Source organism: Nonomuraea sp. 3N208, assembly GCF_052245935.1.
In the GTDB taxonomy this organism is placed as follows: Bacteria; Actinomycetota; Actinomycetes; order Streptosporangiales; family Streptosporangiaceae; genus Nonomuraea.
The window spans coordinates 191536-207767 of record NZ_JBQQBR010000007.1; the positions used below are offsets into that span (position 1 = coordinate 191536).

Here is a 16232-nt window from a genome sequence, read left to right on the forward strand (position 1 = left end):
GCCTGCGTGGCGAAGAGCTTCCCCCTGTTACTCTCCGTTACCCTTGCCTACTCATGGATGCTCTGACATATGCCTGGAGATCCGGCGCGTACGTGACCCGCAGGCGGTTGCTGGTCACCGGCGCGTTCGCGGCCATGGGCGCGGTCACGGGATCGGCGCGGACGGCGGCAGCGGTGGCGCGGCGGCGCGGGAGGGCGCTGGCGGCCCGCCCCGCGACGGTGTCCCTGGGTCGGCGCACGGTTTCCACCTGGACCTACAACGGCGTCGTGCCGGGTCCGTCGATCGAGGCCACGGCCGGGGAGACCGTCGGGGTGCCGCTGATCAACCTGCTGCCGGCGGACACCACCGTGCACTGGCACGGCATCAGGGTCGACCCCCGCATGGACGGCGCGCCCGGATTCAGCCAGGAGCCCACGCGGCCCGGGGAGGGGTTCGACTACGTCTTCCGGGTGCCGGACCCCGGGACATTCTTCTACCATGCGCACGTCGGCACCCAGCAAGACCGCGGCCTGTACGGACCCTTGATCGTCGCCGACCCGCATGAGCCGCTCGGCTACGACCAGGAGTTCACCGTGCTGCTCGACGACTGGCTGGACGGCATCGACGGCACCCCCGACGACGCGCTGCGCCGGCTGAACTCCAGCACGGAGCACGACGACACCCTGCGCAGTGATGCGCTCGGCGGCGTGGCGGCGGAACTGCATCATCCGCTCTACCTGGTCAACGGTCGCACGCCGGACGCGCCCGCGACCTTCACCAGCGCGCCGGGGCGGCGGGTCAGGTTCCGGGTGATCAACGCGGCCGCCGACACCGCGTTCCGCGTCGCGCTCGGCGGCCACGCACTGACCGTCACCCACACCGACGGATTCCCGTGCATACCGGTCACCGTGGACTCGATCCTGATCGGGATGGGCGAGCGGTACGACTTCCTCGTACGGCTGGGCTCAGGAGCGTTTCCCCTGGTCACGGCGGCAGAGGGAAAACACGCGCGGGCCTTCGCGGTGGTGCGCACGACGCATGAGGCGGCCGCGCCCGCGAAGGACGCCGACGTGCCGCAACTCAACGGGCGGATGCTGAATTATGAGGACTTGAAGGCGCCGCGCGCCGACCAGCTCCCCCTCCCGTCCAGAACCGTCACCGTGAAGCTCGGCATGCGGCCGTCCGGCAATGAGTGGACGCTCAACGACCGCCTCGCCGACGACCCCATGCGGCTGCGGGTGGATCGCGGGGAGACGATCCGCATCGTCCTGGACAACCAGTCGCCCATGTGGCATCCGATGCACCTGCACGGGCACACGTTCCAGCTCAACGTGCACGGCTTGCGGGGGCCGCGCAAGGACACCGTGAACATCAAGCCGCACGAGCGTCTCGAGATCGACGTGCTCGCCGACAACCCGGGCGAGTGGATGTTCCACTGCCACAACCTGTACCACCAGGAGCAGGGAATGATGGGCGCGCTCGGCTACGGTCCGCCGCAGCTGCGCGGCGCCGCCCACACGAGCATGCACTAAAGTGCGCGCACGCCGCGCCCATCTGCGTACGGCGTGCGCGGCGCGTTAAGGTGCGGTCTCATGGCAGCAGACAAGCAACCGCTTCCGTCGGTGTGGGCCCGCCCGCGCAAGGAGCGGGAGCGGTGACCGAGGTCGCCTGACCCGCCTCACCACGGCTGACCTGTCACACCGGCCGGCGTCGCCCAGAGGCCGTAACGGACCGCGAGCCGTCCCCGGACGGCCCGGCTCGGGCAGCATGGCCGCGCCGAGCAGGGGTGTTGCGAGCCTGGCTCACGATGTGATTCGCGTGGCACATCCTGGCCGGAGCTTGCGACGTGACCCCGAGCTACGGAAGGATCACCAGGTCGATACACCCCCTCGCGCCCCGGGCACCCCCCGCCCCATGGCCGCATGACTACATGGAGAGGCTGTCGTGCGCACACAGGAGAGCATCGAGCAATTCGGTTACCAGCAGGAGTTACGGCGCGGGGTCGGGCTAACCGATCTCGTGTTCTACGGCCTGGTGTTCATGGTGCCGATCGCCCCATTCGCGATCTTCGGCCTGGTCTACTCCCAGTCGGGCGGCATGCCGGTTCTGGCGTACCTGGTCGGGGTGATCGCGCTGCTGTTCACGGCGGCGTCGTACGCCCAGATGGTCAAGGCGTTCCCGTTGTCGGGGTCGGTCTACAACTACGCGGGCCGCGGCATCGCGCCGCCGGTCGGGTTCATGACCGGATGGATGGTGCTGCTCGACTACATCCTCGTCCCGTGCCTGCTCTACCTGGTCGCGTCCGTCGCCATGAACTCCAGCGTGCCGCAGGTGCCCGTGTGGGCGTGGCTGGTCATCTTCGTGGTCGTCAACATGGTGATCAACCTGCGGGGCATCCGGATGACGGTCAAGCTCACCCGCGTGATGATCGCGCTCGAGCTGGTCGTGCTGGCGTTGTTCCTGCTGGTCGGCGTCTGGGCCCTGCTCCAGGGCAAGGGCCAGGGCTTCAGCCTCGCGCCGCTGTTCAATCCTGAGACGTTCTCCTGGCCGGTGATGTTCGCCGCGGTCTCGGTCGCGGTCCTGTCGTTCCTCGGCTTCGACGGGATCAGCATGCTCGTCGAGGAGTCCACCGGCGGCTCCGCCCAGGTGGGCCGGGCCATGCGGGTGGCGCTGGCGCTGGCCGGGGTGCTGTTCATCACGCAGGTGTGGGTGGCGGCGCTGCTGGTGCCCGACCCCGCGGGGTTGCTCCGCGAGGGCAGCGACACCGCGTTCTACGACACGGCCGCGCTCGCGGGCGGCGAGTGGCTCAGGCACCTCACCTCGACCGCCACCGCGCTCTCCTGGGGCCTGGCGAACACACTGGTCGCCCAGGTGGCCGTGTCGCGCCTGTTGTACGCGATGGCACGCGACAGGCAGCTGCCGTCGTTCCTGGCCAAGGTGTCGGTCCGGCACTCGGTGCCGGCCAATGCGATCACGCTCGTCGCCGCGCTGTCGGTCGGGCTCGGGATCTGGATGTCCACCCGCGACGACGGGGTCGTTCTCCTGTCCAGCCTGATCAACATGGGCGCCATGGTCGCCTTCGTGGTCCTGCACGTGTCGGTGATCGTCCACTACGAGTTCCGCATGCGCTCGGAGAACATGTGGTCGCACCTGTTCTCGCCGCTGATCGGCATGGCGATCCTCGTGTTCGTCGTGCTCAACGCCAACGTGATGGCGCAGGTGGTCGGCCTCGTCTGGCTCGGCGTCGGCTTGCTGGTGCTGATCACGCTGTACGCCCTCGGCCGCCGCCCCAGCCTGCACGGCACGAGCGCCACACCCGGCCTGCACGACCCGAGCCCCAAATCCACCCGCCGATGAACCGGCTGCCGCTCCATCAGGACCTGTACCTCATCGCGCACGACCAGTCCGGCAAGCCCTTGACCCATCAATCCTCGATGGCGCTCGGGCTGGCCGGCGCTGCGCTGCTCGACCTGGCCCTGGACGGCCGCGTCGCGGTCGCGAGGGGCCAGGTCGCGGTCTCCGGCCCCGTCGCCGGCACCGGTGATCCGCTCACCGACGACCTGCTCGCGCTCATCGCCAGGGAACCCGGGGACGTGCGGCCACCGATCAAGAAGGTGGCCGAGCGCGCCTACGACCGTACCCGGGAGGATCTGGTCGCGGCCGGCGTGCTGCTGCGGGTGACCAGGCGGGTGATGGGCGTGCTGCCGACCACGCGCTACCAGCTCGCCGACATCGCCTCGGTCGTACGCGCCTCTTCGGGGGTGCGTTCCGCGGTCGAGGGCTGGAAGGAACCGGACGTGCGATGTGCGGCGCTGTGCGGGCTGGTGGCCGTCCTGCGGCTCGAGGCGGAGCTCTACCTCGACCTGCCGTCGAGCCGGCTCGTCGGCCGGCTGCGCGAGATCGTCGGCGAGAGCTCGCACGAGGTCGCCGAGCTTGTGGGCGTGGTGGACACACTGGTCGCGGAGGCGGCTATAGCGGTATATCGCTGATTTGTCGTGATACATGGACGATGCCCCAAAGGCGAGTTACGCTCCGCTCGCCGATATATGGGGGGAATTCATGAGTTACACGCTATTACGCGGCAATTTTGTCATCCGATATCCGGACCTCCCGCGACAGGGACCGGAACCCGACGGTGACACGGTCAAGTTCCTGCCCGACAACCCCGCGCTGGTCGAGGCGCTGCCCCGGCACTCCGGCTCGCCGCCGGACATCAACCACCGCGGCATCTCCGCACGCCTGGAGGCCGTCGACGCGCTGGAAACCCACTTCGGCGAGACCCACCAGGAGCTGACGGGGGCCGAGGCGGCCAGGGACGAGCTGCTTCGGCTGCTCGGCTTCACCAACGTGGTCTTCTGGGACGACCTGCCGAACAAGGTCCGCGCCGCCGACCAGGACGCGATCCGCGGCCACGTGCTCACCAACGGCATCGACGCCAACGGGCGGCTGATCGCCTTCGTCTACGCCGGCGACCACCCGGGGGCCGACGGCTCCAGCGTGTTCCTGGACGGGCCGCTGGCGGACGCCTCCATCAACGCCGCGCTGCTCGCCGCCGGGCTGGTCTATCCGGCGTTCTACGCGACGCTGCCGGCTGAGATACGTACGCATCTGGCGGACGTGTCGGCGGCGGCCCGGCAGAAGGCGCTCGCCACCGGCATCTGGCCGCGCTCCACGGCCGACCCCGACGGCCCGGCCGTCATCCCCGACCTGGCCGCGGCCGAGCAGCTGGTGTTGTGGCCCAAGCTGTTCCGCCGCATCGTGCCGTACCTCGCGGCGGGCTTCCCCGACTTCGACGGCTTCGACGCGTGGCTGCGAGCCGACCCGGTGCACCGCGACGACGAGCTGTTCCTGCTCGACAAGCTCGAACGGGGCAATCTGCACGACGTCGTCCGGGCCTCAGGCCACCAGATCCAGCTGACGGTGTGGCCGGAAGGGTTCATCATCAACCCGGATCCCGCGCCGCCAGGCTCGACCGTCAACCCGCCGCTCATCGCCGTGGGCGACGTGCTGATCGTGGCCGCCCTGCCCGACCCCGCGGGCGCCGACCGCGGCGCGGAGTCGGTCACGTTGCTCAACGTCACACAGGACCCGGTCGAGCTGTCGGGCTGGTGGTTGTCAGATGCCGCCAACGCCCGCAAGGACCTGGGCGGGGCTGTGGCGGGCGGCGCCACGCTGCGGGTGGCGCTCGACGGGGCGCTGCGGCTCGGCAACCAGGGCGACGGCCTCGTCCTCGTCGATCCCCGGGGGAACACGATCGACCAGGTGAGCTACAAGGGCGACCGGGTCCGCGCGGGCCGCACCATCTGCTTCGGCCGCTGAAGCACGGCGGTTCCGCTGGCCAAGGACGGCGTCAAGTCGGAGACTGGGCGTTCCGACCGGCGATACGAAGGAGTTCGCGATGTTCATGGCGCGGTACATGACACGTTCGATGCTCAGGTTAGCGGTGGGGGCGGCGGCGGGGTACGTGCTCGCGGTGCGCCCGTGGCACCTCCGCTGGGGCGCCGACGACGGCGAGGTCTACGGCGAGATGGCGGGTGACGACATCGTCCGCACACCGCAGTACCAGGCGACCCGCGCCATCACCGTCGACGCGTCCCCGGCGGCCGTCTGGCCCTGGGTGGTCCAGCTGGGCGGTGCCCCTGCGCAAGAAGGCGCCACGACCGAGCAGCAAGGGCTCAAGGTCGGCGACACGCTGCGCTCCGGGCCTGACGGCGCCGGGTTCGTCGTGGAGCAGACCGATCCGCCGCACACGCTCGTGCTGGTTCATCGGGGCGAAGAGGCCATCACCACCTGCTCCATCTCGCTCCGCGAGCTCGACGACGGCAGGACCAGGATGGTCTTCCGCGTCCGGATAAAAGCCGTGCCCGGCCTGAGCGGCACCCTCTATCTCGCCAGGATGGACCTGGCCGACTTCCTGACCGTGCGCAGGCAGATGCAGACGATCAAGTCGCACGCCGAATCCTCGCACTGAACCCGAGCCCGGCGGCGCCGTCCCCTTCCTTGGGGACGGCGCCGCTTGGTGTTGACGGGAGACCTTTCTGGCAATTACGGTTCCGGCACGATTGGTGAAATATTCGTCACTTTTCCGAAACTTTCGGAGGCACCATGTTACGAGGACTTGTCGCGATCACCGTGCTCGGTCTCCTTGCGGTGAACCCGGCGCACGCGGCGGAACAACCGGCCATCACCGTGAACGAGCGTGTCACGCATCAACAGATGGACGGCTTCGGCGTCTCTCAGGCGTTCCGCCGCAACGAGTTGCTCGAGGCGCTGTCGCCGGCGCAGCAGCGGGAGATCCTCGACCTGTGGTTCCACCGGGAGAAGGGGGCCGGCCTCAGCATCCTGCGGCTCGGCATCGGCTCCTCGCCCGCGGGCAGCCCGTACGACCACATGGTGTCGATCCAGCCGGAGAACCCCGGCGGCCCGGACGCCCCGCCCAAGTACGTGTGGGACGGCGATGACAACAGCCAGGTCTGGGTGGCCAAGGAGGCCAAGGCGTACGGCGTGAAGCGGTTCTTCGCCGACGCCTGGAGCGCGCCCGGCTACATGAAGACCAACGGCGACGACAAGAACGGCGGAACGCTGCTGCCGGAGTGGCAGAAGGCGTACGCCAACTACCTGCTCGCGTACACGAAGTTCTACGAGCAGGAAGGCATCAAGATCACCGATCTCGGGTTCACGAACGAACCCGACTGGACGGCCACGTACGCCTCCATGCGTTTCACCCCGGAGCAGGCCGCCCAGTTCGTCAAGGTGCTCGGCCCGATCGCCAAGGGCAACGTGAATCTGGTGTGCTGCGACTCGTTCGGCTGGAACCAGGCCAAGGCGTACACGGCGGCCATCGAGGCCGACCCCGACGCCCGCCGCTGGGTGAAGACGCACACCGGCCACACGTACGCCAGCCCCGTGGACGCCCCGCTGCCGACCGGCAGGAAGTCCTGGATGTCGGAGTGGAACCCCAACGGCTCGACCTGGAACGAGGCCTGGGACGACGGCAGCGGCTACGACGGCTTCACGATCGCACAGGCCATCCACGACGCGCTCACACTGGGCGACGTCAGCGCCTACATTTACTGGCTGGGCGGCTCGCGCGGCACGACCAGGGCTTTCATGCAGGTCGACGACACGGCGAAGACGTACAAGGTGTCGAAGCGGTTGTGGGCGATGGCGGCCTACAGCCGGTTCATCCGGCCGGGCGCGGTCCGGGTGGACGCCTCGGCGGCGAACCCGGCGCTGAAGGTCTCGGCGTTCCGCAACACGGACGGGTCGAAGGTGATCGTGGCCCTCAACACCGGCACCGAGGCCGTCACGTGGGACGGCGTGCGCGGCCGGGCGACCGCGTACGTGACGAACAACGACAACTCGCTCACCCCGTCGACCGTGACCGGCCACACGGTGAGCCTCCAGCCGCGGACACTCACCACCATCGTGGTCCGCTGATCGCCGGCGAGAGCCCGGCGGGTCACCGGGCTCTCGCCGCCTCCCTGAGGTCAGCCCCACACCTCCTGGGCGGTCTCGACGATCAGGCGGAGCTTGGCGAACTGCTGGTCGGCCGTCAACTCGTTGCCCTCGACCGTGGAGGAGAACCCGCACTGCGGCGACAGGCAGAGCTGGTCCAGGTCGATGAACTTGGCAGCCTCGTCGATGCGCCGCTTGAGCGTGTCCTTCGACTCCAGCTCCCCGTGCTTCGTCGTGACCAGCCCCAGCACGACCATCTTGCCCTTGGGCACGTACCGCAGCGGCTCGAACCCCCCGGACCGCTCGTCGTCGTACTCCAGGAAGAACCCGTCGACCTTCAGCTCCCCGAACAACGCCTCGGCGACGAAGTCGTAGCTGCCAGAGGCGGCCCAGGAGGAGCGGAAGTTGCCGCGGCACATGTGCGTCGTGATCGTCATCCCGGCGGGCTTGGCCGCCAGCGCGGCGTTGATCTGCTTGATGTAGCGCAGGTGCATGTGCTCGGCGTCGTCGCCCCGCGACTCGAGCTCCGCCCGCTGGGCCGGGTCGTTCAGGTACGCCAGGCTGGTGTCGTCGAACTGCAGGTACGTGCACCCCAGCGCGCCGATCCTGCGGACCTGCTCGGCGTACGCCGCGCTCAGGTCCCGCCAGAACTCCTCGACGTCCGGGTAGACCTTCGGGTCGATGGCGGCCGGCCCGCCCCGGTAGTGCACCATGCTGGGCGAAGGAATGGTCAGCTTGGGGACATTCGTGGTCACGGTGTCCCGCAGGAACGTGAAGTCGTCGGCGAAAATCGGCTCGTTCAGCTTGATCCGGTCGTGCACGCGCAGCGCCGCCGGGGTGAACTCGATGTCGCCCTGCTCGTTGTGGAAGCGCACCGTGATGTGCTCGTCGGTGGCCTGGCCGATGCCGCCGAGCCGGTAGATGAAGTCCATGTGCCAGGAGGCCCGCCGGAACTCGCCGTCGGTCGCGCTCTGCAGGCCGGTCTCCTCCTGCCTGCGCACCACCTCTCGGATGGCCGCGTCCTCCGCTTCCCGCAGCTCGTCACCCGCGAGGCTCTCGCGGGCGCGGAGCAGGGACTGCGGGCGCAGGAGGCTGCCGACGTGGTCGGCGCGGAAAGGCGGTGAGGTACGCATTGCGGATCAACTCCCGTAGAGCTTTCTGAGCGGGGCCTTGAGCAGCTTGCCTGCCGCGTTCTTGGGCAGTTCGGGGACGAATTCCAGATGTTTCGGGATCTTGAAGCGGGCCAGTCGGCCGTCCAGGTGCTTCAGCAGTTCCTCGGCCTCGGCCGTCGCACCCGGCCGCAGCACGACCAGGGCCTTGCCCACTTCGTCCCAGCGGTCGTCGGGCACGCCGATCACCGCGCACTCGGCGACCGCGGGATGGCTGTAAAGGGCGCTCTCCACCTCGGCCGGGTAGATGTTCTCGCCGCCGGAGATGATCACGTCGTTGATCCGGTCGGAGATACGCACGTAGCCGTCGTCGTCGGCGACTCCGACGTCGCCGGAGCGGAACCAGCCGTCGGGTGAGAGCACCTTCGCGCTCTCCTCGGGGCGGCGCCAGTAGCCGGGCATGACGTTGGGTCCCTGGACGTAGACCTCACCCGGCTCGCCGGGTGCCGCATCCGCGCCCTCGATCGTGACCAGGCGCACGTCGGAGAAGAAACACGGCACGCCGGCCGTCCCCGCCTTGTCGACGGAGTGCTCGCCACCGAGGAAGAGCGCGCCGGGCGCGGTCTCCGTCATGCCGTAGCCCTGCAGGAACGTCAGCCCGCGCTCCTGGTAGGTCTTGATCAGCGGCAGGGGCACCGGCGCGCCCCCGCACAGCAGGTGGCGCACGCTCGACAGGTCGGCCTTCGCCCAGCGCGGCGACTGGGCCAGGACGTTGAACATCGACGGCACCCCGAACATCACCGTCACCCGCTCGGTCTCGATCAGGTCGAACGTGCGCTCCACATCGAAGGACGGCTCCAGGATGGCCCGGCCGCCCTTGAGCACGCTCGGGATCAGCGTCTGCGCCAGCGCCGCGATGTGGAACATGGGTGCGCTGATCAGCGTCACCTCGTCGTGCGCGAGCGGCACGTCCACCAGCAGGTTGACGGCGTTCCAGGTGAGGTTGGCGTGCGTGAGCATGGCGCCCTTGGGCCGTCCCGTGGTGCCCGAGGTGTACATGATCAGGCACACGTCGTCCTGGCCGACCTGCTCGTCGATCGGCTCGGGCGAACCCGACGCCAGCAGGTCCTCGTAGTCCGCGGCCGGGATGTGCCGGCCGGGCAGCCCTTCGCCGTCCCGCCCTTCGCCGAGCAGCAGCACCGACGCGTCCGCGTCCTCCAGGATGAAGCGCAGCTCGGGCGTGGTCAGCCGGGTGTTGAGCGGGACGAACACCGCCCCAAGCAGCCCGGCCGCGAAGAACGTCTCGACAAATGCCGGATGGTTCGGCCCGAGGTAGGCCACCCGGTCACCGCGCTCCACACCCAGCGCAGAAGCCAGCCGGTACGTCCGTTCGCGCAGGTCACCGTAGGTGTAGTCGCGCCCACGGCAGGTCAGCGCCACCTGGTCGGGCGTCATGCGGGCCCTGCGCGCCGGCCACGATCCAAGCCCCTGGTTCCGCATCAGTGCTCCTCCAGGGCTCAAGTTAGGCCACTAGACGATCGCTGTCACCGTTCTGCCCAACTTTCGTCGGGGACCGTGTCGAGGAGCCGCCCGACGACCGCCGCGGCCTCCGGCCTGAACCGCTCGTGCAGCGCGTGGCAGACCCCCTGGGCCTTCTCCGCCGGCCAGTCGTGCGGCAGGTAGCGCAGCGGGAGCCGGGGGTCGGTCCTGATGATCTGCAGCCAGCCGGTGAGCAACGTCAGCGAGCGGGCCAGGTCGTCGGGCGCGTCGGGCGCGGGATCCGCCTGGTCCCAGCGCCGCAGGAACGCCCGATAGCGCTCGCCCAGCCCGGCCAGGTCGTACGCGTCCCGTACCAGCGCCTGCATGTCGGTGGGCCGCCGCGGCTCGGCGGCGAACACCTTCACCTCCACCCCGGGCACGCCGGGCACCTCGGGCGCCTCCACCTCGCCGGGAGCGATCCACAACCCGTTCTGCAGCGGCCCGAACCCGGCCCAGATGAGCCGCGAGCGCAGCTCGTGCCGCTGACGCTGCCACGATGCCGGCAGCGAGAAGCCGATCAGCGTCCACCGATCCTCGTCGGCGTCGTTGACGACGCCGCTGTGCCAGATGCGCCGTTCGCCGTCCCTGAGCACCTCGGTGCTGGTCGGGGTGAGGCCGAAGTACATGCGCCGCCCCGAACGCTGCCGCCGCAACAGCCCCCGGCGGACCATCCGGGTCAGCGTCGAGCGCGTCGCCTCCTCCGAGACGCCGACCTTGGCGAACGCCTCGATGAAGCTGCCCGAGGAAACGCAGACTCCGCGACCGTATACGTGATCTCCGAGAAAGGTCAGAATCACCGATTGAGGCCGCACGCCGCCACCCCCACACGGATGTTGGGCATTCTATTGACAGGCGTAATGTACCTGCCTACATTCAGGGCGACATCCGGCCCAGGAGGTCCTGATGCGCAGGCTTCTACCGTCCCTGGTCTGTCTCGTGTTGGCCGTGGCCGCCTGCGGCGGGAGTCCCGGCGGGTCAGGTGGTGAGGGCCCGATCAAGGTGGGCCTCATCGTCTCCCTGACCGGCAACTACACGCCGCTCGGCAGCGAGGATAAGAAGGCCGTGGAGCTGGCGGTCGAGCAGGTCAACGCCCAGGGCGGCTTACTGGGCCGCAAGGTCGAGCTGGTCACCCGGGACGACAAGACCGCCCCCGACCAGGGCATCGTGGCCTACAACCAGATCAAGGGCGAGATCGACGCGCTGATCGGGCCGGTGTTCTCCAACTCGGCACTCGCGGTGGAGCCACTGGCGCAGCGTGACAAGATGCCGTACCTGTCGCTGGCGCCCGCGCAGGAGCAGGTCGAGCCGATCAAGTCGTACATCTTCGTCACGCCCGCCCTGTCCAGCATGTACGCCGAACGCTACCTGCAGTACATCCAGGCCCAGGGCATCAAGACGGTCGCGGTGGCCTGGGACTCCAAGAGCGCGTACTCGGTCTCCGGGCACAAGTCCATGGTGGCGCTCGCGCCGAAGTACAACGTGCAGATCGCCGTGGACGAGCCGTACGAGACCACGAACTCCGACTTCAGCGCCATGTTCCAGCACGTGCGTGACTCCGCCGCCGAGGCGTTGGTGTTCTGGGGCTCGGGGGCGCCCGGCGTGACGGCCGCCAAGCAGTACGTCGCCTCGGGGCTCAAGACGCCGCTGTTCCTGACCGCGTCCCAGGCCAGCAAGTTGTGGCTGGAGCCGATGGGCCGCGACGCCGAGGGCATGACCGTGCAGAGCGCCATCGGCGTCGTCGGGGACCATCTGCCGGCCGGCAAGCAGAAGCAGATCATCGACCAGATGGCCAAGCCGTACCAGCAGAAGCACGGCTACCTGCCGCCGCAGTTCGCGCAGGACGGCTACAGCGCGAGCCTGCTCCTGTTCGAGGCGATCAGGAAGGCGAACAGCACCGACAAGACCAAGATCCAGCAGGCGCTGGAGACCATGGACCTGATCACGCCGAACGGCCGCTTCCGCTACTCCCCCACCGACCATTCCGGGCTCTCCCCCGAGTTCATCTCGGTCAACACGGTGCAGAACGGCCAGTTCGTCCCCACCGACTGGGCCAAGGAGCAGCTCACCAAGACCGTCAACGCGGCGGGGTAGCGCGTGCTGGCGGTCACCGGGGTATCCCGCTCCTTCGGGGGCGTCTACGCCGTCCGCGACGTCTCCCTGAGCGTCGCGGACGGCGAGGTCTGCGGCATCATCGGGCCGAACGGGGCCGGCAAGTCCACGTTGTTCAACCTGATCACCGGGCATCTGACGGCCGACCGGGGCGAGATCTCCTTCCTCGGGCACCGGGTGGACCGGCTCCCGCCGCACCGGCGGGCCCGGCTGGGCATGTCGATCGTCTTCCAGGCGGCCCGCGTGTTCCGCGGCATGACCGTCAGGGAGAACGTCATGGTGGGGATGCACGGCCGTACCGGTGCGGGGTTCGTGTCGGCGTCGCTGCGGCTGCCCCGGCACCGGCGGGACGAGCGGCTCATCGCGACCGAGTCGGACGCCGCTCTGGAGCGCGTGGGCCTGGCCGAGTGGGCGGACCGGCCCGCCGACCGGCTCCCCATCGGCCAGCAGCGCGCGTTGCAACTGGCCCGCGCCCTGTGCGCGCGGCCACGGCTGCTGCTGCTCGACGAGCCCGCCTCCGGGCTGCGCGGCCAGGAGCGCGAGCGGCTCGCGGCGCTGGTGGAGGAGCTGCGCGCGGGCGGGCTGACGATTCTGCTCATCGAGCACGACGTCGCCTTCGTGACCCGGCTCGCCGACCGGCTCGTGGTGCTCGACCTCGGCCAGGTCATCGCCGACGGCCCGCCCGCCGAGGTGCGGGCCGACCCGCTGGTGCTCGCGGCCTACCTCGGACAAGCGTCATGACCGCCGTCCTCAGCCTTGGACCGGCCTCATGATCGGCGTCAGGGACCTGGTCGTCTCGTACGGCACCGCGACCGCGCTGGAGCACGTCACGCTGACCGTCGGCAAGGGCGAGATGGTGGCCCTGCTCGGGCCGAACGGGGCGGGCAAGTCGACGCTGGCCAACACGCTCGCGGGGCTGCTGAAACCGGCCTCCGGGACTGTGGAGATCGGCGGCCGCCTGGCGTTGATCCCTGAGGGCCGCCAGCTTTTCCCGGATTTGTCGGTCGCGGACAATCTGGCGCTGGGCGGCTGGCGCTCCGGCGAGCGCGACCCCTCCTCCGTCTACGAGCTGCTGCCCCGGCTGGCTCCGCTGGCGAGGCGGCGGGCGGGGGTGCTGTCGGGCGGCGAGCAGCAGATGGTGGCTTTCGGGCGGGCCATGATGTCGCGCCCGTCAGTGCTCGTGGTGGACGAGCTGTCCCTTGGCCTGGCCCCGAACGTGACCGCCGACCTGGCCGAACACCTCGTCCAGCTGAACCGGTCGCAGGGCCTGACCGTGCTGCTCATCGAGCAGAACGCCCGCCTCGCCTTCGACCTGTGCCAGCGGGCTTACGTCCTGGAGTCCGGGCGGCTGGTGGCCGAGGGCGAGTCCGCCGAGCTGGCCGACGACCCGCGAGTGGCCGGCGCGTACCTGGGCGGGGCGATCACATGAGCGCGTTCCTGACGTACCTGCTGAACGGGCTCGCGGTCGGCTGCGCGATCGCGCTCATCGCCAGCGGGCTGGTCGTCATCCACCGGGTGACGGGCGTGGTGAACTTCGCGCAGGGGACCTTCGCCGTGGTGGCCGGGCTGTGCACGTCGTCACTTCTCGGGCTGGGCTTCCCGCACGGGGCCAGCGAGGTGGCGGCCGTGGTGGCAGCGGCGGTCGCGGGCCTGTTGACCGGCCTGGCCGCCATCGGCAAGCCGGGTGTGACCCCGCTGTCGTCGCTGATCGTCACGCTCGGCGTCGGCGTGCTCGCCTACGCGGTCGAAATCGTGTTGTGGGGCGACCAGCCGCGCTCGGCGCCCGGGCTGGCCGGCTCGGTGACCGTGGCGGGGGCGCGGATCCAGACGCAGCACCTGCTGGTGATCGCGGTGACCGCACTGACATTCGTCGCCCTCGCCCTGTTCTTCGGGCGTACCTATCTGGGCAAGGCGTTGACGGCATGCGCGTCGAATCCGTACGCCGCCCGCGTCGTCGGCATCGACACCCGCCGCATGGGCCTGATCGCGTTCGCGCTCGGCGGGCTGCTGGGCGGCATCGCGGGGGTGCTGGTGACGCCGTTGCGCCCGATCTCGTTCGACACCGACGTCACACTCATCGTGAACGGCTTCGCCGCGGCCGTCTTCGGCGCGCTCACCCGGCCCGTGATCACGCTGCTCGGCGCGCTGCTGCTGGGCGTGGCCGAGACAATGGCCGCCGGCTACGGCTACGGCTCGCACCAGCTGGAGGTGGCGCTCGGCCTCATGCTCATCGTCATGATCGTGCAGGCCGGCCGCCGCACGGCCATCTCCCAGGAGTCCACATGATCAGGGTCGTCGCGGGTGCGCTGGTCGCCGTGGTCACCCTTGCGCTCCCGGCGGTGCTGGACGACAGCGCGCTGGCCGTGTACATCCTCCTCGGCCTGGCCGCCATGGTCACGGTCGGGGTGTCGCTGCTCATGGGGTACGCCGGTCAGGTGTCGCTGGGCCAGGGCGCCTTCTACGCCGTCGGCGCCTACACCGCCGCGCTGCTCGCACTGAACGACGTGCCACCGCTGGCCGGGCTGATCGCCGCACCCTTGGCCGCCGCTCTGTTCGCGCTCGTGATCGGCATGCCGTTGCTGCGGCTGCGCGGACACCATCTGGCGTTCGCGACCCTGGCCATGCAACTCATCCTCCTCTCGCTCGCCGGGCAGCTGGAGTTCACCGGCGGAGACATCGGCCTGCAGGCCATCCCGCAGTTCTCGCTCGGCGGGTTCGAGGCGGGCAGCGCGGCCGCGTACGCGTACCTGACCTGGGGAGGGCTGGCGCTGGTGATGCTGGTGACGCACAACGTCATCACCTCGCGGCCGGGGCGCGCCCTGCGGGCGCTGGCCACCAGCGAGACCGCCGCCGCGTCGTCCGGCATCCCGGTCGGGCCCTACAAGCTGGTGGTCTTCGCCCTGTCGGCGGCGTTCGCCGGGCTCGCCGGCGGCATCTACTGCTTCTACACGGGCTACGTGGCGCCGGGCTCGTTCCCCGTGCTGATCTCGATCCAGTACATCGTCATGGCCGTGGTCGGCGGGCTGGGCACCATCTGGGGAGCCGTGGTCGGGGCAGGGGCGATCATGCTGCTCGTGCAGGGGCTTGACCAGCTGGCCAACCTGCCCGGGATGCCGTCGTACGCGCCGAGCGTGTTGTCGTACGCGGTGTACGCGCTCGTGCTGATCGTGGTCGTGCTGTTCATGCCACACGGGCTGGTTCCGGCCATCACCGGGCGTCGAGACAATCACCACCAGCGTGGCCAGTGACAACAGCGCGGCCAGCGTACGGGTCTCGCGTCAGGTCGAACAGCACATCGCGATCCGCCCACCGTATGAGCTTGTGTTCGCTGGTTCTGACCATGCAGGCTGTGCCGTCCCTATTGTCCTCGGAGAAATACGAAATGCCGGGCACCGGCCGGCATGAGGAGCTGAAGGGGCTCGGCCTGGTCGATCCCGGCTGGCGGATCTCGCCACGGGACGCGGACTCCCCACCGTGGGACGACGCTCCGCATCGGGACTGGGAAGACCGCCGGATGGCCACCTACGCCGCGCAGATCACGTGCATGGATCGGGGAATCGGCAACATCCCCGGCCTGCCCTGCGGACCGGGCGACACCTTCATGAGCTACGGCCGCTCCTGGGCCAACGCCGGCAACAGCCCGTTCCGGCGGTTCAAGCGCTGGGTCCACGAAGGCGGCATCTCCACGCCGTTCATCGTCAGCTGGCCGGCCAGAATCGCCCGGCCCGGCATCGTGCACGAGCCGGCGCACTTCATCGACATCTTCGCCACCTGCCTGGATGCCGCCGGAGCGGCCTACCCCACCGAGTTCGGCGGCCACGAGATCACCCCGCTGGAGCCACAGGTGACACGCATGGCCGCGATGTACGGCGCATGGGCCCGGCGCTCCGGAGCGCAACCGTGGGAAATTATCTCTAGACGACAGCTAATGACGCCTGGCAGGCCACCACTCCCCGGCGCCAAAGACCCACAGACCCCCGTCAGACCTAGATCGATCCGGTTGACATCCTCAGTCGGACCCCATTAATTTCTCATGAC

General features: G+C 69.4%; 15 protein-coding genes. 12 read left to right on the forward strand and 3 right to left on the reverse strand.

The genetic code is table 11. The features are described from left to right. Positions 1–53: 53 nt before the first annotated feature. The 6 genes from ACTWPT_RS12730 to ACTWPT_RS12755 all read left to right on the forward strand — a co-directional run bounded on the left by ACTWPT_RS12730 (position 54) and on the right by ACTWPT_RS12755 (position 7419). Positions 54–1511, forward strand: coding sequence for a multicopper oxidase family protein (locus ACTWPT_RS12730; RefSeq protein WP_443177521.1), 1458 nt, complete (start codon positions 54–56; stop codon positions 1509–1511). Positions 1512–1923: 412 nt separating this feature from the next. Further along, a complete protein-coding gene (locus ACTWPT_RS12735) occupies positions 1924–3336 on the forward strand; it encodes an APC family permease (protein ID WP_443177522.1) in 1413 nt (470 codons plus the stop codon). Beyond that, complete coding sequence (locus ACTWPT_RS12740; RefSeq protein ID WP_443177523.1) at positions 3333–3968, forward strand: GOLPH3/VPS74 family protein; 636 nt, start codon at positions 3333–3335, stop codon at positions 3966–3968. The genes ACTWPT_RS12735 and ACTWPT_RS12740 overlap by 4 nt, the downstream gene beginning before the upstream one ends. A gap of 70 nt (positions 3969–4038) precedes the next feature. Continuing rightward, the gene (locus ACTWPT_RS12745; protein WP_443177524.1) at positions 4039–5298 is read left to right on the forward strand and encodes a lamin tail domain-containing protein; all 1260 of its coding nucleotides are present in this window, start codon (positions 4039–4041) and stop codon (positions 5296–5298) included. Between the two features lie 109 nt (positions 5299–5407). Continuing rightward, a complete protein-coding gene (locus tag ACTWPT_RS12750) occupies positions 5408–5950 on the forward strand; it encodes a hypothetical protein (RefSeq protein WP_443177525.1) in 543 nt (180 codons plus the stop codon). A 134-nt stretch (positions 5951–6084) separates the two neighbouring features. Next, positions 6085–7419 (forward strand): glycoside hydrolase family 30 protein, encoded by a 1335-nt coding sequence (locus tag ACTWPT_RS12755; protein ID WP_443177526.1) that lies wholly within the window; start codon positions 6085–6087, stop codon positions 7417–7419. Positions 7420–7469: 50 nt separating this feature from the next. Here the strand turns inward: ACTWPT_RS12755 and ACTWPT_RS12760 are convergent, their stop codons facing one another. From ACTWPT_RS12760 to ACTWPT_RS12770, 3 genes are read right to left on the reverse strand one after another with little or no spacing between them, the layout of a single operon-like run. Beyond that, positions 7470–8570 (reverse strand): 5-methyltetrahydropteroyltriglutamate--homocysteine S-methyltransferase, encoded by a 1101-nt coding sequence (locus ACTWPT_RS12760; RefSeq protein ID WP_443177527.1) that lies wholly within the window; start codon positions 8568–8570, stop codon positions 7470–7472. Positions 8571–8576: 6 nt separating this feature from the next. Beyond that, positions 8577–10046, reverse strand: coding sequence for an acyl-CoA synthetase (locus tag ACTWPT_RS12765; RefSeq protein WP_443177528.1), 1470 nt, complete (start codon positions 10044–10046; stop codon positions 8577–8579). Between the two features lie 44 nt (positions 10047–10090). Next, a complete protein-coding gene (locus ACTWPT_RS12770; RefSeq protein ID WP_443177529.1) occupies positions 10091–10882 on the reverse strand; it encodes a PaaX family transcriptional regulator in 792 nt (263 codons plus the stop codon). Positions 10883–10988: 106 nt separating this feature from the next. On the opposite strand from ACTWPT_RS12770, the gene ACTWPT_RS12775 reads away from it, so the two are divergent. The 6 genes from ACTWPT_RS12775 to ACTWPT_RS12800 all read left to right on the forward strand — a co-directional run bounded on the left by ACTWPT_RS12775 (position 10989) and on the right by ACTWPT_RS12800 (position 16221). Next, positions 10989–12176: an ABC transporter substrate-binding protein gene (locus ACTWPT_RS12775; protein WP_443177530.1), complete on the forward strand. Its 1188-nt coding sequence runs from the start codon at positions 10989–10991 to the stop codon at positions 12174–12176. 3 nt (positions 12177–12179) lie between these two features. After that, positions 12180–12935 (forward strand): ABC transporter ATP-binding protein, encoded by a 756-nt coding sequence (locus ACTWPT_RS12780; protein ID WP_443177531.1) that lies wholly within the window; start codon positions 12180–12182, stop codon positions 12933–12935. A gap of 28 nt (positions 12936–12963) precedes the next feature. After that, the gene (locus ACTWPT_RS12785; protein ID WP_443177532.1) at positions 12964–13623 is read left to right on the forward strand and encodes an ABC transporter ATP-binding protein; all 660 of its coding nucleotides are present in this window, start codon (positions 12964–12966) and stop codon (positions 13621–13623) included. Then, positions 13620–14480 carry a branched-chain amino acid ABC transporter permease gene (locus tag ACTWPT_RS12790; protein ID WP_443177533.1) on the forward strand — a complete coding sequence of 287 codons (861 nt, stop codon included), beginning with the start codon at positions 13620–13622 and terminating at the stop codon, positions 14478–14480. The genes ACTWPT_RS12785 and ACTWPT_RS12790 overlap by 4 nt, the downstream gene beginning before the upstream one ends. Continuing rightward, positions 14477–15442, forward strand: coding sequence for a branched-chain amino acid ABC transporter permease (locus ACTWPT_RS12795; protein ID WP_443177534.1), 966 nt, complete (start codon positions 14477–14479; stop codon positions 15440–15442). The genes ACTWPT_RS12790 and ACTWPT_RS12795 overlap by 4 nt, the downstream gene beginning before the upstream one ends. Before the next feature lie 101 nt (positions 15443–15543). Next, on the forward strand, positions 15544–16221 hold the full coding sequence (locus ACTWPT_RS12800; RefSeq protein WP_443177535.1) for a sulfatase/phosphatase domain-containing protein: 678 nt from the start codon (positions 15544–15546) through the stop codon (positions 16219–16221). The last annotated feature ends 11 nt before the right edge of the window (positions 16222–16232 follow it).

What these genes read in the sequence shown, in the direction of transcription:
- ACTWPT_RS12750 (WP_443177525.1), top strand. Translation starts at nt 5,408, where the DNA reads ATGCTCAGGTTAGCGGTGGGGGCGGCGGCGGGGTACGTGCTCGCGGTG.
- ACTWPT_RS12765 (WP_443177528.1), bottom strand. Translation starts at nt 10,046, where the DNA reads ATGCGGAACCAGGGGCTTGGATCGTGGCCGGCGCGCAGGGCCCGCATG.
- ACTWPT_RS12730 (WP_443177521.1), top strand. Translation starts at nt 54, where the DNA reads ATGGATGCTCTGACATATGCCTGGAGATCCGGCGCGTACGTGACCCGC.
- ACTWPT_RS12785 (WP_443177532.1), top strand. Translation starts at nt 12,964, where the DNA reads ATGATCGGCGTCAGGGACCTGGTCGTCTCGTACGGCACCGCGACCGCG.
- ACTWPT_RS12775 (WP_443177530.1), top strand. Translation starts at nt 10,989, where the DNA reads ATGCGCAGGCTTCTACCGTCCCTGGTCTGTCTCGTGTTGGCCGTGGCC.
- ACTWPT_RS12760 (WP_443177527.1), bottom strand. Translation starts at nt 8,570, where the DNA reads ATGCGTACCTCACCGCCTTTCCGCGCCGACCACGTCGGCAGCCTCCTG.
- ACTWPT_RS12755 (WP_443177526.1), top strand. Translation starts at nt 6,085, where the DNA reads ATGTTACGAGGACTTGTCGCGATCACCGTGCTCGGTCTCCTTGCGGTG.
- ACTWPT_RS12745 (WP_443177524.1), top strand. Translation starts at nt 4,039, where the DNA reads ATGAGTTACACGCTATTACGCGGCAATTTTGTCATCCGATATCCGGAC.
- ACTWPT_RS12740 (WP_443177523.1), top strand. Translation starts at nt 3,333, where the DNA reads ATGAACCGGCTGCCGCTCCATCAGGACCTGTACCTCATCGCGCACGAC.
- ACTWPT_RS12795 (WP_443177534.1), top strand. Translation starts at nt 14,477, where the DNA reads ATGATCAGGGTCGTCGCGGGTGCGCTGGTCGCCGTGGTCACCCTTGCG.
- ACTWPT_RS12790 (WP_443177533.1), top strand. Translation starts at nt 13,620, where the DNA reads ATGAGCGCGTTCCTGACGTACCTGCTGAACGGGCTCGCGGTCGGCTGC.